13 protein-coding genes are annotated in these 15,378 nt (G+C 69.8%); 11 read left to right on the top strand and 2 right to left on the bottom strand.

Annotation, left to right across the window (positions count from 1 at the left end; genetic code table 11):
• Positions 1-95: 95 nt before the first annotated feature.
• The gene (locus ACWD2L_RS16630; RefSeq protein ID WP_351335489.1) at positions 96-875 is read right to left on the bottom strand and encodes a peptidylprolyl isomerase; all 780 of its coding nucleotides are present in this window, start codon (positions 873-875) and stop codon (positions 96-98) included.
• Between the two features lie 151 nt (positions 876-1,026).
• Here ACWD2L_RS16630 and ACWD2L_RS16625 point away from each other — a divergent pair, with 151 nt between their 5' ends.
• The 5 genes from ACWD2L_RS16625 to rpsD all read left to right on the top strand — a co-directional run bounded on the left by ACWD2L_RS16625 (position 1,027) and on the right by rpsD (position 6,233).
• A complete protein-coding gene (locus tag ACWD2L_RS16625) occupies positions 1,027-1,737 on the top strand; it encodes an MBL fold metallo-hydrolase (protein WP_351335492.1) in 711 nt (236 codons plus the stop codon).
• Between the two features lie 12 nt (positions 1,738-1,749).
• On the top strand, positions 1,750-3,012 hold the full coding sequence (gene hisS, locus ACWD2L_RS16620) for a histidine--tRNA ligase (RefSeq protein ID WP_351335495.1): 1,263 nt from the start codon (positions 1,750-1,752) through the stop codon (positions 3,010-3,012).
• Positions 3,013-3,186: 174 nt separating this feature from the next.
• Positions 3,187-3,828, top strand: coding sequence for a vitamin K epoxide reductase family protein (locus tag ACWD2L_RS16615; protein WP_351335497.1), 642 nt, complete (start codon positions 3,187-3,189; stop codon positions 3,826-3,828).
• A 60-nt stretch (positions 3,829-3,888) separates the two neighbouring features.
• Positions 3,889-5,256 (top strand): replication-associated recombination protein A, encoded by a 1,368-nt coding sequence (locus ACWD2L_RS16610; protein ID WP_351335500.1) that lies wholly within the window; start codon positions 3,889-3,891, stop codon positions 5,254-5,256.
• Positions 5,257-5,618: 362 nt separating this feature from the next.
• Positions 5,619-6,233, top strand: a complete 615-nt coding sequence (rpsD, locus tag ACWD2L_RS16605; protein ID WP_351335503.1) for a 30S ribosomal protein S4 — start codon at positions 5,619-5,621, stop codon at positions 6,231-6,233.
• A gap of 39 nt (positions 6,234-6,272) precedes the next feature.
• Here the strand turns inward: rpsD and ACWD2L_RS16600 are convergent, their stop codons facing one another.
• A complete protein-coding gene (locus ACWD2L_RS16600; protein ID WP_351335505.1) occupies positions 6,273-8,543 on the bottom strand; it encodes an ATP-binding protein in 2,271 nt (756 codons plus the stop codon).
• A 183-nt stretch (positions 8,544-8,726) separates the two neighbouring features.
• Between ACWD2L_RS16600 and ACWD2L_RS16595 the strand changes: the two genes are divergently transcribed.
• The 6 genes from ACWD2L_RS16595 (at position 8,727) to ACWD2L_RS16570 (ending at position 15,290) form a co-directional block, all read left to right on the top strand.
• A complete protein-coding gene (locus tag ACWD2L_RS16595) occupies positions 8,727-9,173 on the top strand; it encodes a DUF948 domain-containing protein (protein WP_351335507.1) in 447 nt (148 codons plus the stop codon).
• Positions 9,174-9,181: 8 nt separating this feature from the next.
• Complete coding sequence (locus ACWD2L_RS16590; protein WP_351335509.1) at positions 9,182-9,553, top strand: DUF6167 family protein; 372 nt, start codon at positions 9,182-9,184, stop codon at positions 9,551-9,553.
• Positions 9,553-12,225 carry an alanine--tRNA ligase gene (gene alaS, locus ACWD2L_RS16585; RefSeq protein ID WP_351335512.1) on the top strand — a complete coding sequence of 891 codons (2,673 nt, stop codon included), beginning with the start codon at positions 9,553-9,555 and terminating at the stop codon, positions 12,223-12,225. Before ACWD2L_RS16590 ends, alaS begins: the two co-directional genes overlap by 1 nt.
• Positions 12,225-12,689 (top strand): Holliday junction resolvase RuvX, encoded by a 465-nt coding sequence (gene ruvX, locus ACWD2L_RS16580; RefSeq protein WP_351335514.1) that lies wholly within the window; start codon positions 12,225-12,227, stop codon positions 12,687-12,689. Before alaS ends, ruvX begins: the two co-directional genes overlap by 1 nt.
• A gap of 128 nt (positions 12,690-12,817) precedes the next feature.
• Positions 12,818-14,476: an endolytic transglycosylase MltG gene (mltG, locus tag ACWD2L_RS16575; protein ID WP_351335517.1), complete on the top strand. Its 1,659-nt coding sequence runs from the start codon at positions 12,818-12,820 to the stop codon at positions 14,474-14,476.
• Positions 14,457-15,290 carry a shikimate dehydrogenase gene (locus tag ACWD2L_RS16570; protein WP_351335520.1) on the top strand — a complete coding sequence of 278 codons (834 nt, stop codon included), beginning with the start codon at positions 14,457-14,459 and terminating at the stop codon, positions 15,288-15,290. The genes mltG and ACWD2L_RS16570 overlap by 20 nt, the downstream gene beginning before the upstream one ends.
• The last annotated feature ends 88 nt before the right edge of the window (positions 15,291-15,378 follow it).

Raw genomic sequence — 15,378 nt, 5'->3', positions numbered from 1 at the left:
CGCTCGAAGCCAATCTAGGCGACCGGCCACCCCACTGTCCGCACTCAGCGCGGCTCAATTCCGTGCCTACGCGCGCGTGGGGCGGCCCTGTGGCCTCACTCCTTGGTGACCGTGGCCTTGCTGATCTTGACGGCCTTCTTCGGCGCCCCGTCCTCCGAGCCGCCGGTGACGCCCTTCGCGGCGACGTCCTTGACGACCTTGAGGCCCTTCGCGTCCATCGTGCCGACGGGCGTGTACGTAGGCGTCAGCTTGCTGTCCTTGTAGACGAGGAAGAACTGGCTGCCGCCGGAGTCGGGCTGCCCGGTGTTCGCCATCGCGACCGTGCCCGCCTTGTAGGTCACCGAGCCGTCCTTGGCGGGCTTGCCGAGCCCGTCCAGGTTCTCGTCGGGGACCGTGTAGCCGGGGCCGCCCGCACCGGTGCCCTCGGGGTCGCCGCACTGCAGGACGTAGATGCCCTTGGTGGTGAGGCGGTGGCACTTCGTCCCGTCGAAGAAGCCCTTGTCCGCGAGGTGCTTGAACGAGTTCACGGTGTGCGGGGTCTTCGCCGCGTCCATGGCGACCGTGATGTCGCCGGCGCTCGTCTTGAAGGCCATGTCGTACGCGGCCTTCTTGTCGATCGCCATCTTGGGCTCCGACGCCTTCTTGCTCGCGGAGGGCGACGGGCTGGTCGCCGCGTCCGAGGTGTCCTTCTTGCCGTCACCGCTGAAGGCCCCGGCGGCGTACGCGCCGCCCGTGCCGAGGACGGCCACCGCGAGCACGGCGGCGATCACGGTGTTGCGGGTGCGCGCCTTGCGTCGAGCGGACTCGCGCCGCTGCTGCTGGCGCAGGAACTTCTCCCGGGCGAGCTGACGCTGCCGCTGATCCTTGCTGACCACCGGGTCTTCTCCTCGTACGTCTCGTGACCTTCAGGGGCCCCTGATAGTGCCCCGTACCGTATATGGGTTCGCTGTGGATTCGGCCGCGCCGGTAGGCTCTGATCCGCCGCATTCTGTTTGGACGACTTTCCACGACATACGAAGGACGATTGTGCTGATTGCCGGGTTCCCCGCAGGAGCCTGGGGCACCAACTGTTATCTGGTTGCCCCCGCCGCGGGTGAGGAGTGCGTGATCATCGACCCCGGCCACCAGGCCGCCCAGGGAGTCGAGGAAGCGCTCAAGAAGCACCGCCTCAAGCCGGTGGCGGTCGTCCTCACGCACGGGCACATCGACCATGTCGCCTCGGTCGTCCCGGTCTGCGGGGCGCACGACGTCCCGGCCTGGATCCACCCCGACGACCGCTACATGATGAGCGACCCGGAGAAGGGCATCGGCCGCTCCATCGGCATGCCGCTGATGGGCGAGCTGACCGTGGGGGAGCCGGACGACGTGCGGGAGCTGTCCGACGGCGCACAGTTGAAGCTCGCCGGGCTCGACTTCGGCGTCGCGCACGCGCCGGGCCATACCAAGGGGTCGGTGACCTTTCAGATGCCCGAGGCGGCGGACATCCCGTCCGTCTTCTTCTCGGGCGATCTGCTCTTCGCCGGCTCCATCGGACGCACCGACATGCCCGGTGGCTCCATGGACGACATGCTCGAATCGCTGGGCCGTGTGTGCCTGCCGCTCGACGACTCGACCGTGGTGCTGTCAGGACACGGCTCCCAGACGACCATCGGCCAGGAGCGCGCCACCAACCCGTATCTGCGGCAGGTGGCCGCCGGCCAGGGATCCTCCACCGAGGCTCCCCGACGAGGAATGTGACGAGAACCTCCCGTGAGTACCTTCCAGGCCCCCAAGGGCACCTACGACCTGCTTCCGCCGGACTCCGCGACGTATCTCGCGGTCCGCGAGGCGATCTCCGCCCCGCTGCGGAACTCCGGCTACGGCTACATCGAGACGCCCGGCTTTGAGAACGTCGAGCTCTTCGCGCGCGGTGTCGGCGAATCCACGGACATCGTCACCAAGGAGATGTACGCCTTCGAGACCAAGGGCGGCGACAGGCTCGCGCTGCGCCCCGAGGGCACCGCGTCCGTGCTGCGTGCCGCGCTGGAGGCCAACCTCCACAAGGCGGGCAACCTCCCGGTCAAGCTCTGGTACTCGGGCTCGTACTACCGCTACGAGCGCCCCCAGAAGGGCCGTTACCGGCACTTCTCCCAGGTGGGCGCGGAGGCGATCGGCGTCGAGGACCCGGCCCTGGACGCCGAGTTGATCATCCTGGCCGACCAGGCGTACCGCTCGCTCGGCCTGCGCGACTTCCGCGTCCTGCTCAACTCGCTCGGTGACAAGGAGTGCCGTCCCGTCTACCGGACTGCGCTCCAGGACTTCCTGCGCGGCCTCGACCTCGACGAGGACACGCTGCGCCGCGCCGACATCAACCCGCTGCGCGTCCTCGACGACAAGCGGCCCGACGTGCAGAAGCAGCTCACGGACGCGCCGCTGCTGCGCGACTACCTGTGCGACGCGTGCAAGGCGTACCACGCGCAGGTGCGCGAGCTGCTGACCGCCGAGGGCGTCGCCTTCGAGGACGACGAGAAGCTGGTCCGCGGTCTGGACTACTACACGCGTACGACCTTCGAGTTCGTCCACGACGGACTCGGCTCGCAGTCCGCGGTCGGCGGCGGCGGCCGCTACGACGGCCTGTCCGAGATGATCGGCGGCCCCTCGCTCCCGTCGGTCGGCTGGGCGCTGGGTGTGGACCGTACGGTCCTGGCCCTCGAGGCGGAGGGCGTCGCGCTCGAACTGCCCGCCACCACCAGCGTGTTCGCGGTGCCGCTCGGCGACGAGGCGCGGCGCGTGCTGTTCGCCAAGGTGACCGAGTTGCGCAAGGCCGGGGTCTCGGCGGACTTCTCCTTCGGCGGCAAGGGCCTCAAGGGCGCCATGAAGAACGCCAATCGGTCGGGCGCGCGGTTCACGCTCGTCGCCGGTGAGCGGGATCTGGCCGAGGGCGTCGTGCAGCTCAAGGACATGGAGTCGGGCGAGCAGGACGCCGTCGCGGTCGACGAGATCGTGAACGTGCTCACCGCGAAGCTGAAGTAGGCCGATTTACACAGTTGATGTTCGAGCCCCCGGAACAGGTTTCCGGGGGCTCGAACAATTTGGCCCCCTGAGGCGTACATGCTTATGCCCAACGAACGGTGGACTCAGGGGCCGGTGCGGCAGAATGAGCACGACCGCAGCACCCACTCGCGTACTCACCTACGGATCGGCGTGATGAGCAAGACGACGACAGTAAGCGACACCGTCTCCCGTGACGTCGGTGGCGACCCCGCACCGCGATCCGTCGGCGGCAGCCGGGCTTTCGGGCTGCTTCTGGTGATCACGGGGGCGGCCGGACTGCTCGCCGCGTGGATCATCACGCTCGACAAGCTCAAGCTGGCCGAGGACCCGAACTTCACGCCGGGCTGCTCCCTGAACCCGGTCATCTCCTGCGGCAACATCATGAAGAGCGAGCAGGCGACGGCCTTCGGCTTCCCGAACCCGTGGCTCGGCCTCGTCACCTACGCCATCGTGATCGGCGTCGGCATGAGCCTGCTGGCCCGCGCGCGGTTCCCGCGCTGGTACTGGCTGACCTTCAACTTCGGCTGCCTCTTCGGCGTCGGATTCGTGACCTGGCTGCAGTTCCAGTCCCTGTACCGGATCAACGCGCTGTGCCTGTGGTGCAGCCTCGCCTGGGTCGCCACGATCCTGATGTTCTGGTACGTCACGTCGTTCAACTTCCGCAACGGCTTCCTGCCGGCGCCACGCCCGGTCAAGACGTTCTTCGAGGACTTCACCTGGGCCCTGCCGGTGCTGCACATCGGCATCCTCGTCGTACTGATCTTCACGCGCTGGGGCTCCAGCCTCTGGGCCTGAGCGGCCCGGCACCGACCGGCGCCCGCGGCGTTGTCAGTGGCGTGACTTAGGGTTCTGATCGTGGAACCCGATCTGTTCACCGCCGCAGCCGAAGACCGCCAGGAGAAGGACCCGACCGCGAGCCCCCTGGCCGTCCGGATGCGCCCGCGCACCCTCGACGAGGTCGTCGGGCAGCAGCACCTGCTCAAGCAGGGCTCGCCGCTGCGCCGTCTCGTCGGGGAGGGCGGATCCGGCCCCGCGGGCGCCTCCTCGGTGATCCTCTGGGGCCCGCCGGGCATCGGCAAGACGACGCTCGCGTACGTGGTGTCCAAGGCGACGAACAAGCGGTTCGTGGAGCTGTCCGCGATCACCTCGGGCGTCAAGGAAGTGCGCGCCGTCATCGAGGGCGCCCGGCGCGCGATGGGCGGGCACGGCAAGGAGACCGTCCTCTTCCTCGACGAGATCCACCGCTTCAGCAAGGCCCAGCAGGACTCCCTGCTGCCCGCCGTCGAGAACCGCTGGGTGACGCTGATCGCGGCGACCACGGAGAACCCGTACTTCTCGGTGATCTCCCCGCTGCTGTCCCGATCCCTCCTGCTCACCCTCGAATCGCTCACCGATGACGACCTGCGCGGACTGCTCGCGCGGGCGCTCACCGAGGAGCGCGGCCTCGCCGGCGCGGTGACGCTCGCCGAGGACGCGGAGGGGCACATCCTGCGGGTGGCCGGCGGCGACGCCCGGCGCGCGCTCACCGCCCTGGAGGCGGCGGCCGGAGCGGCCATCGCCAAGGGCGAGGAGACCATCACCCTCGAAAGCGTCGAGGAGTCGGTCAACCGCGCGGCGGTGACCTACGACCGGGACGGGGACCAGCACTACGACGTGGCGAGCGCCCTCATCAAGTCCATCCGCGGTTCGGACGTGGACGCGGCGCTGCACTACCTGGCCCGCATGATCGAGGCCGGCGAGGACCCCCGCTTCATCGCCCGCCGCCTGATGATCTCCGCGAGCGAGGACATCGGCCTCGCCGATCCGACGGCCCTGCCGACCGCCGTCGCCGCCGCCCAGGCCGTCGCGATGATCGGCTTCCCGGAGGCGGCGCTCACCCTGAGCCACGCGACCATCGCCCTCGCCCTGGCCCCGAAGTCGAACGCGGCGACGACGGCGATCGGTGCCGCCATGGAGGACGTACGCAAGGGCCTGGCAGGACCCGTGCCGCCGCACCTGCGCGACGGGCACTACAAGGGCGCCGCCAAGCTGGGCCACGCGCAGGGCTATGTGTACCCGCACGATGTGCCCGGCGGGATCGCCGCCCAGCAGTACGCGCCGGACGCGATAGCGGGCCGCCGCTACTACCAGCCGACGCGCTACGGGGCGGAGGCCCGGTACGCGGACGTGGTGGAGCGGGTCCGCGAGCGGCTCGGGGGCCCTGGCGGCGAGGGGTCCGACTGATCCGGTAGACTGCCCCGAAGTGCTGTGTCCCGTGTCCGGCATCCCGAAAGGGAGACCGGCACCACCAGAGCGGGACATCAAGCCGGATCCCCCGAACCGTGCGGTCTCCGCACGGCACAGGAGATCCAGGAGCGTCGCGCACCGTCGAAGGTGTCGCGGGCAGCCCACCACCAGCCCGGCCCGCAAGGGCCCGGGGCCCGGTCGGTGGGCCACTCGCGTGCTGCACGTATGTGCCCAGACCTGGGAGCGGCTGCCTGCCGACCGTCCGCAAGGACAGCGGTGGGTTTCCCGGGCTGCGGATTGCGACCTCCCCGACCCCTGGTGAAGCCGTATTCGCATCAGAAACACGAGGTGTTTGGTTCATGCCGAACCAGTCCCGCCCCAAGGTCAAGAAGTCGCGTGCCCTCGGCATCGCGCTCACCCCGAAGGCTGTCAAGTACTTCGAGGCCCGCCCCTACCCGCCGGGCGAGCACGGCCGTGGCCGCAAGCAGAACTCGGACTACAAGGTCCGTCTGCTCGAGAAGCAGCGTCTGCGCGCGCAGTACGACCTGAGCGAGAAGCAGATGGCGCGCGCCTACGACCGCGCCAAGAAGGCCGAAGGCAAGACCGGCGAGGCCCTGGTCATCGAGCTCGAGCGTCGTCTCGACGCCCTGGTTCTGCGTTCGGGCATCGCCCGCACGATCTACCAGGCCCGTCAGATGGTCGGCCACGGCCACATCGAGGTCAACGGCCAGAAGGTCGACAAGCCGTCGTTCCGTGTCCGTCCCGACGACGTCGTGATGGTCCGCGAGCGCAGCCGCAACAAGCCGCTGTTCCAGGTCGCGCGTGAGGGTGGCTTCGCCCCCGACGGCGAGACCCCGCGTTACCTCCAGGTGAACCTGAAGGCTCTGGCCTTCCGCCTGGACCGTGACCCGAACCGCAAGGAGATCCCCGTGATCTGCGACGAGCAGCTCGTCGTCGAGTACTACGCCCGCTGATCTCCCTCACCGGAGAGCGGACGTAGTCCCACCTGCGTTTCAGCCCGCCGTCTCGCCGCCCTTCCAGGTGTGCGAGGCGGCGGGTTCGCGTGTGTCCCGGGCCGGTTCCGCAGGGCGCGCCGGATGCGGCACCGCTGGCGCCGGGCGCTGGCCCCGGCCGCGGCTCAGCGCGCGCGTCACCGCCTCGTCGTGCTCCAACTGCTCGCCCGAGCGCAGGAGTTCGGCGAATCGGGCGTCGCCGAGCACCTGCCGCGCCCGCGCCTCGCACAGCTCGTGCGGCCTGTTGTAGTGCACCGAGCCGAACAGCGGCAGCCCCACTGAGGACCACATCCGGGCAGCCGCCCCCTGCAGCACCGCGGCCTCGACGGCGTCCCCCTCCTCGACCGTGACCAGGGCCAGCAGCTCCATCGACAGCACCGTGCCCAGCAGATCGTGGAACTCGTGCCCGATCGCCAGGCACGCGTCGAGCATGTGCCGGGCCTGCGCGTAATCGGCCTCCGCCCACCGCGCGTATGCCAGCACATAGAGCGCGTACGCGAGGGTCCAGCGCTCCCCGTGGTCCTCGCACACCTGCTGGACATCCGCGCACAGCGCGACGGCCTCCGTCAGATCGCCCTGGAAGGCGAGCGCCATCGCCAACTCGACCTGGCCCATCAGTACGTTGCTGTTGAGCTCGCCGAGCTCCCGGTAGCCGGCCAGCGCGGTGCGCAGCAGGTCCTCGGCGCGCGGCAAGTCGTCGGTGACCAGGCCCAGGCAACCGGTGCGGTGCAGCGCGTACGCGAGCGCCGTCGCGTCGCCGGAGCGCTCCGCCTCCTCGCGGCACTCCTGCAGCGCGGCGAGCGCGGGCACCGTGTCACCTTGCAGGATCGCCACGTAGCCGAGCACCCACAGCGCCTTGAGGCGCGAGGCCTTGTACTCCCCGTGCTCCCTGTGTTCCCCGTGCTCCAAGTCCTCTTCGACGAGGCCGGGGGGGACGTCACCGTCGTCGAACTCGACGTCCAGGCCGACGCTGCGGTCCAGCCAGTGCCGTCCCTCGGCGAGCCGCCCGCAGCCCGCCCAGTAGAACCAGAGCGTGCCCGCCAGGTACTGGCCCAGGTGCGTCTCGCCCGGTTCGGTCAGGCAGTGTTCGAGGGCCGCCCGCAGATTCGGCAGCTCCGTCTCGATCCGGGCCGCCAACTCGCCCTGCCGCGGCGAGAACCAGTCCAGCTCGCACCAGGTGGCCAGGCCCATGTACCAGTCGCGGTGCATGCGCCGCATCCGGCGGCCGTCGCCCAGGCTGTCCAGCCACTCGGCCCCGTACGCGCGCACCGTGTCGAGCATCCGGTAGCGGGCCTCGCCCCGTGCCTCCTCGCGGACGACCACGGACTGCGCGAGCAGCTCGTCGAGGACGTCGACGATGTCGTCCGCGGGCAGGCCCGCGCCGCCACAGACGTACTCCGCCGCCTCCAGGTCGAACGAGCCTGAGAACACCGAAAGGCGCGCCCACAGCAACCGCTCCTGGGGCGCGCACAGTTCATGGCTCCAGCCGATCGTGGTGCGCAGCGTCTGATGGCGCGGCAGCGCATCCCTGCCGCCGCCCCTGAGCAGCCGGAACCGGTCGTCGAGCCGCTCCATCAGCTGCGCAGGCGACAGCACCCGCAGCCGCCCGGCCGCGAGTTCCACCGCGAGCGGCAGACAGTCGAGGTGCCGGCACACCTCCAGTACGTCGATCATCGTGCGCCCGTCGAGCCGGAACCCGGGCAGCAGCGACCCGGCCCGGTCCTCGAACAGCTCCGCCGCGTCCGTCGGTGTCAGTGGCGCCAGGGGGAACACCCGCTCCCCGTCGATGGCGAGCGGCCTGCGGCCCACCGCGATCACCCGAAGGCCCGGTGCGGCGCGCAGCAGGTCGCGTATGAGGGAGGCGCACGCGTCGACGAGGTGTTCGAACCCGTCGAGCACGAGCACCAGCCGACGCTCGGCGAGGTGGTCCACCAGGACCTGGCGGGGAGCGCGGGTGGTGTGGTCGGTGAGGCCGAGGGCCTCGGCGAGCGTGTACTCGACGAGCTCCGGCAGCCGCACGGTCGCCAGCTCCACCCGCCACACCCCGTCGGGGCGCAGGGACCGCGGGACCCGAGCGGCGCCGTGGGCGGCGAAGCGGGACTTGCCGACACCGCCGACCCCGGTGACCGTGACCAGGCGGCCCGACTCCAGGGCCGCTGTCAGCGCCGCGAGTTCGGCGGCGCGGCCGATGAAACGATTGAGTTCGTGGGGGAGGTTGCCGGGTTGTGGGGGACCGGCGGGGACATCTGTGGGGCGCGAAGTGCGTCGCATGGGGCACAGAGCGTACTCAGGCGTGCGCGGTCCGTACAATCACTCTCCCGAATGTCCACCGCTCGGGACGCGAATGCGGTACGGAGCGCGGGGTCGGGCGCGATAGGCTCGGGGGACGACTTTTTGATGTTCAGCGGCTGTGCGTTCATACAGCTTTCGTACCGAGCTAGGGAGCGGTGCCACGTGTCCGGTGGAGAGGTTGCCGGGATTCTGGTGGCTGTCTTCTGGGCGATCCTGGTCTCCTTCCTCGCGGTGGCGCTCGTGAGGCTGGCCCAGACGCTCAGGGCCACCACCAAGCTGGTCGCGGACGTGACCGAACAGGCCGTCCCGCTGCTCGCCGACGCCTCCTCCGCGGTGCGCTCCGCGCAGACCCAGATCGACCGTGTCGACTCGATCGCCTCGGACGTCCAGGAAGTCACGTCGAACGCGTCGGCGCTCTCCTCCACCGTGGCCTCCACCTTCGGCGGCCCGCTGGTCAAGGTGGCCGCGTTCGGCTACGGAGTGCGCCGGGCCATCGGTGGCCGGGGCAAGGACGCGCCCGCCAAGGAGCCGCGCCGTACCGTGATCGTGGGGCGTTCGTTCCCCGAGGCGCGGCGGGCCAAGCGGGCCAACCGGAACAAGAGGGACTGACCGAAGACATGTTCCGCCGTACGTTCTGGTTCACCGCGGGCGCAGCCGCCGGCGTATGGGCCACCACCAAGGTCAACCGCAAGATCAAGCAGCTGACGCCGGAGAGCCTCGCGGCCCAGGCGGCCAACAAGGCGGTCGAAGCGGGCCACAAGCTCAAGGACTTCGCTCTCGACGTCCGCGACAACATGGCCGAACGCGAGGCCGAACTGGGCGACGCCCTCGGCATCAACGAGCAGCCGGATCCCGCGGAGCTGCCGCAGCGCCGCTTCGCGGTCATCCAGAACCCGTTCAGCCAGAAGACGTTGAACACGAACACCAAGCAACCCAAGTACCTCGAGAACACCAGGTACTCGATCAACAATCGGAATGAGGACCACTGATGGAGTCGGCTGAAATCCGTCGCCGCTGGCTGAGCTTCTTCGAGGAGCGTGGCCACAAGGTCGTGCCCTCGGCGTCGCTCATCGCGGACGACCCGACTCTGCTGCTCGTTCCCGCGGGCATGGTCCCGTTCAAGCCCTACTTCCTGGGTGAGGTCAAGCCGCCAGCGCCGCGCGCCACCTCCGTCCAGAAGTGCGTGCGCACGCCGGACATCGAAGAGGTCGGCAAGACCACGCGGCACGGCACGTTCTTCCAGATGTGCGGCAATTTCTCCTTCGGCGACTACTTCAAGGAAGGCGCCATCAAGTACGCCTGGGAGCTGCTCACCAGCTCCGTGGCGGACGGTGGTTACGGCCTGGAGCCGGAGAAGCTCTGGGTCACCGTCTACCTCGACGACGACGAGGCCGAGCGCATCTGGCACGAGGTCGTCGGCGTACCGAAGGAGCGCATCCAGCGCCTGGGCAAGGCCGACAACTACTGGTCCATGGGCGTCCCCGGCCCCTGCGGCCCGTGCTCCGAGATCAATTACGACCGCGGCCCCGAGTTCGGCGAAGAGGGCGGCCCGGCGGTCAACGACGAGCGTTACGTGGAGATCTGGAACCTGGTCTTCATGCAGTACGAGCGCGGTCCGGGCACCGGCAAGGACGACTTCGAGATCCTCGGCGACCTGCCGTCGCAGAACATCGACACGGGTCTCGGCCTCGAACGCCTCGCGATGATCCTGCAGGGCGTACAGAACATGTACGAGACCGACACCCTGCGCGTCGTCATGGACAAGGCCACCGAACTCACCGGTGTCCAGTACGGCCACAAGCACGACACCGACGTCTCGATGCGTGTGGTCGCCGACCACATGCGCACCTCCGTGATGCTCATCGGTGACGGCGTCACCCCCGGCAACGAGGGCCGCGGCTACGTGCTGCGCCGCATCATGCGCCGCGCCATCCGCAACATGCGCCTCATGGGCGCCACCGGCCCGGTCGTCCAGGACCTCGTCGACATCGTGGTCGACACGATGGGGCAGCAGTACCCGGAGCTGATCTCCGACCGCAAGCGCATCGAGACGGTCGCGCTCGCCGAGGAGGCCGCGTTCCTCAAGGCCCTCAAGGGCGGCACGAACATCCTGGACACCGCCGTCACCGAGACGAAGGCCGCGGGCAAGTCGGTCCTCGCCGGCGACAAGGCGTTCCTGCTCCACGACACGTGGGGCTTCCCGATCGACCTCACCCTGGAGATGGCCGCCGAGCAGGGCCTGTCCGTGGACGAGGACGGCTTCCGGCGCCTGATGAAGGAGCAGCGGGAGCGCGCCAAGGCGGACGCTCAGGCCAAGAAGACGGGCCACGTCAACGTCGGCGCGTACCGCGAGATCGCCGACGCCGCGGGTGCCACGGACTTCATCGGCTACGCGTCGACCGAGGGCGAGTCCCGCGTCGTCGGCCTGCTGGTGAACGGCGTCTCCTCGCCGGCCGCCACCGAGGGCGACGAGGTGGAGGTCGTGCTCGACCGCACCCCGTTCTACGCCGAGGGCGGTGGCCAGATCGGCGACACCGGCCGCATCAAGCTGGACAACGGCGCGGTCATCGAGATCCGCGACTGCCAGAAGCCGGTCCCCGGCGTGTACGTCCACAAGGGCGTCGTGCAGGTCGGCGAGGTGACCGTCGGCGCCCCGGCGCAGGCGATCATCGACGTGGCCCGCCGCCGCGCCATCGCCCGCGCCCACTCCGCGACGCACCTCACGCACCAGGCGCTGCGCGACGCGCTCGGCCCGACGGCCGCGCAGGCCGGTTCGGAGAACCAGCCGGGCCGCTTCCGCTTCGACTTCGGTTCGCCGTCCGCCGTGCCCACGGCCGTGATGACGGACGTCGAGCAGAAGATCAACGAAGTCCTCGCGCACGAGCTCGACGTGCAGGCCGAGGTCATGTCGATCGACGAGGCCAAGAAGCAGGGCGCCATCGCCGAGTTCGGCGAGAAGTACGGCGAGCGGGTCCGCGTCGTCACCATCGGCGACTTCTCCAAGGAACTGTGCGGCGGCACGCACGTGCACAACACCGCCCAGCTGGGTCTGGTGAAGCTGCTCGGCGAGTCCTCCATCGGCTCCGGCGTGCGCCGCATCGAGGCCCTCGTCGGCGTCGACGCGTACAGCTTCCTCGCCAAGGAGCACACGGTCGTCGCCCAGCTCCAGGAGCTGATCAAGGGCCGCTCCGAGGAGCTGCCCGACAAGGTCTCCGCGATGCTCGGCAAGCTCAAGGACGCCGAGAAGGAGATCGAGAAGTTCCGCGCGGAGAAGGTCCTCCAGGCCGCCGCCGGTCTCGCCGACTCCGCCAAGGACGTCCGCGGCGTCGCCGTGGTCACCGGCCAGGTCCCGGACGGCACATCCGCCGACGACCTGCGCAAGCTGGTCCTCGACGTGCGCGGCCGTATCCAGGGCGGCCGCCCCGCGGTCGTCGCCCTCTTCACCACGGCGAACGGCAAGCCGCTCACGGTCATCGCCACCAACGACGCCGCGCGCGACCGGGGCCTCAAGGCCGGCGACCTGGTCCGTACGGCCGCGAAGACCCTCGGCGGCGGTGGCGGCGGCAAGCCGGACGTCGCGCAGGGTGGCGGCCAGAACCCGGCCGCGATCGGCGAGGCCGTCGAAGCCGTCGAGCGCCTCGTCGCGGAGACCGCGAACTGATGCGCCGAGGCCGCCGCCTGTCGATCGACGTCGGGGACGCCCGGATCGGGGTCGCGTCCTGCGACCCCGACGGAATCCTCGCGACGCCGGTGGAGACCGTGCCGGGACGCGACGTCCCGGCCGCCCACCGGCGGCTGCGCCAGATCGCCGAGGAGTACGAGCCGATCGAGATCGTCGTCGGACTCCCTCGCTCCCTCAAGGGCGGCGAGGGCCCGGCGGCAGCCAAGGTCCGCGGCTTCGCCCAGGAACTCGCCCGGGGCGTGGCACCCGTTCCAGTGAGACTTCTCGACGAGAGGATGACCACAGTGACGGCGAGTCAGGGCCTGCGGGCCAGCGGTGTTAAGTCCAAAAAGGGCCGCTCTGTCATCGACCAGGCGGCCGCCGTCATCATCCTCCAGCAGGCTCTGGAGTCCGAACGGGCGTCAGGAAACCCCCCTGGCGAGGGCGTCGAAGTGGTTGTCTGATCGCGATACGGTAACGTTCCGCGCGATCGGCGGTGTTCGAATAGCCGCCGCACAGCATCAAGAGGCGGAACGGGTGACCTTCCAGATCGGACAGCGGCCCATCCCGCCTCGCGGCTTGTAGGGGACCGATGACTGAGTATGGCCGGGGCCAAGGCTCCGAACCGTGGCATCCCGCGGACCCGCTGTACGGGGACCAGGGATGGGGGCAGCAGGCCGGGCACGGCCAGGCTGCCTACGGCGGCCAGGGTGGTTACGACCCGCAGCAGGCCTACGGCGGTGACTGGGACACCAACGGTCAGCAGGGCTACGGCTACGGGCAGGACCCCGGTTACGGCCAGGACCCCGGATACGGGCAGCACCCCGGCTACGGTCAGCAGTCGTACGGCGGCCAGCAGGGCCAGAACGGTGGCTGGGACTGGGACACCGGCTCGCAGGGGCAGCCGCCCTACGGCGTGGACCCCGCGGACCCCTACGGCACCGGTCAGCACGCCGCGTACAACGGCGAGGAGCCGGACTACTACAACACCCCCGGCGCCTACCCGCCGCCGGAGCCGCCCGGCCACCGCCGCCCGCAGGACCCGGGGACCGGCTGGGACGCCGGCCCCGACCAGGGCGAGGAAGCGTTCTTCAACGGCGGCGGTGACGACGAGGACGACTACGACGAGGGCCGCGCCGGTCGCCGGGGCCGCGGCGGCAAGAAGCCGAAGAAGCGGCGCAGCGGCTGCGCGTGCCTGGTCCTCACGGCGATCTTCGCGACCGCTGTCGGCGGCGTCGGCTACTTCGGCTACCAGTTCTACCAGGATCGTTTCGGCGCGGCGCCGGACTACGCGGGCGAGGGCAACGGCGAGCAGGTCACCGTCGTCATCCCGAAGGGCTCCGGCGGCTACACCATCGGGCAGAAGCTCAAGGACGCCGGCGTCGTACAGAGCGTCGACGCGTTCGTCGCCGCCCAGTCGGCGGACCCGAAGGGCAAGTCGATCCAGGACGGCGCGTACGTCATGGAGCGGCGGATGTCCGCGTCGAGCGCCGTCGACCTGCTGCTCAGCCCGGAGAGCCACGCCAACCTGACGATCCCCGAGGGCTGGCGCAACGCCAAGGTCTACGAGCTGATCGACAAGAAGCTCAAGGTCTCCAAGGGCACCACGGCCAAGGTCGCGAAGAAGGACTACAAGGACTTCGGCCTGCCCGACTGGGCGCTGGACCACCGCACGGTGAAGGACCCGCTGGAGGGCTTCCTCTACCCGTCGAGCTACGCGGCCGCCAAGGGCATGAAGCCCGAGGAGGTCCTGAAGGACATGGTCTCGCGGGCCAACGACAAGTACGAGCGCCTCGACCTCGAGGGCGAGGCCAAGAAGCTGCACCTCGACAGCCCGTGGCAGGTGCTCACCGTCGCGAGCCTCGTCCAGGCCGAGGGCAAGACGCACGACGACTTCCGGAAGATGGCCGAGGTCGTCTACAACCGCCTCAAGACCTCGAACACGGAGACCAACCAGCTCCTGCAGTTCGACTCGACCTTCAACTACCTCAAGAATCAGAGCAACATCAACATCGGCGAGTCCGAGATCAACAGCAATAAGGACCCGTACAACACCTACACGCGCAAGGGGCTGCCACCGGGCCCGATCGGCAACCCCGGCGACGTGGCCCTCGCCGCGACGATCACCCCGACGGACAGCGGCTGGATCTACTTCGTGGCCACGGACGGCATGCACAAGACCGAGTTCGCCAAGACCCGCGCCGAGTTCGAGAAGCTGAGGGAAAAGTTCAATGCCAGCCAGGCCAACTGACGTGCGCAGGGCGGCGGTTCTGGGTTCGCCCATCGCCCACTCGCTCTCGCCGCAGCTGCACAACGCGGCGTTCGCGGAGCTGGGTCTCGACGAGTGGCGGTACGACCGGTTCGAGACCGACGAGGCGGCGCTGCCCGCCTTCCTCGCCGGGCTCGGGCCCGAGTGGGCCGGCCTCTCGCTGACGATGCCGCTGAAGCGTGCGGTGATCCCGCTGCTCGACGAGATCACCGAGGCCGCGCGCTCCGTGGAGGCCGTGAACACGGTTGTCCTCAAGGAGGACGGGCGGAAGGTCGGCGACAACACCGACATCCCGGGGCTGATCGCGGCGCTGCACGAGCGCGGCGTGGAGAAGGTCGAGTCGGCGGCGATCCTCGGCGCGGGCGCCACCGCGTCCTCCGCACTCGCGGCGCTTTCCCGGATCTGCACCGGCGAGGTCGTCACCTACGTACGCAGCGAGCAGCGCGCCGACGAGATGCGCGGCTGGGGCGAGCGGCTCGGGGTGCAGGTCCGCACGGCGGACTGGAACGACGCGGCGCGGGCCTTCGAGGCCCCGCTGGTGATCGCCACGACGCCGAAGGGCGGGTCGGACCACCTGGTCGAGGCGGTGCCGGAGAGCGTCGGCACGCTCTTCGACGTCCTCTACGACCCGTGGCCCACGCCACTGGCGGCCGCCTGGGAGCGGCGCGGCGGGGCGGTGCTCAGCGGGCTCGACCTGCTCGTGCACCAGGCCGTCTTCCAGTTCGAGCAGTTCACCGGCGACACCCGCCCGGTGCTCGCCGCCATGCGCGCGGCGGGCGTGAAGGCGCTCGGCTGACGCTTGCGCGTGTGGCTCGCGTCTCATGTGGCGTCCGCACCCCGGACACCGGAAACACCGGGCTCCGCGGGCATGGGAGGATCGTTCC

Source organism: Streptomyces sp. NPDC002754, assembly GCF_053592315.1.
The sequence above is the reverse complement of the archived record's forward strand: the minus strand, read 5'-3'. Positions and strand labels throughout refer to the sequence as shown.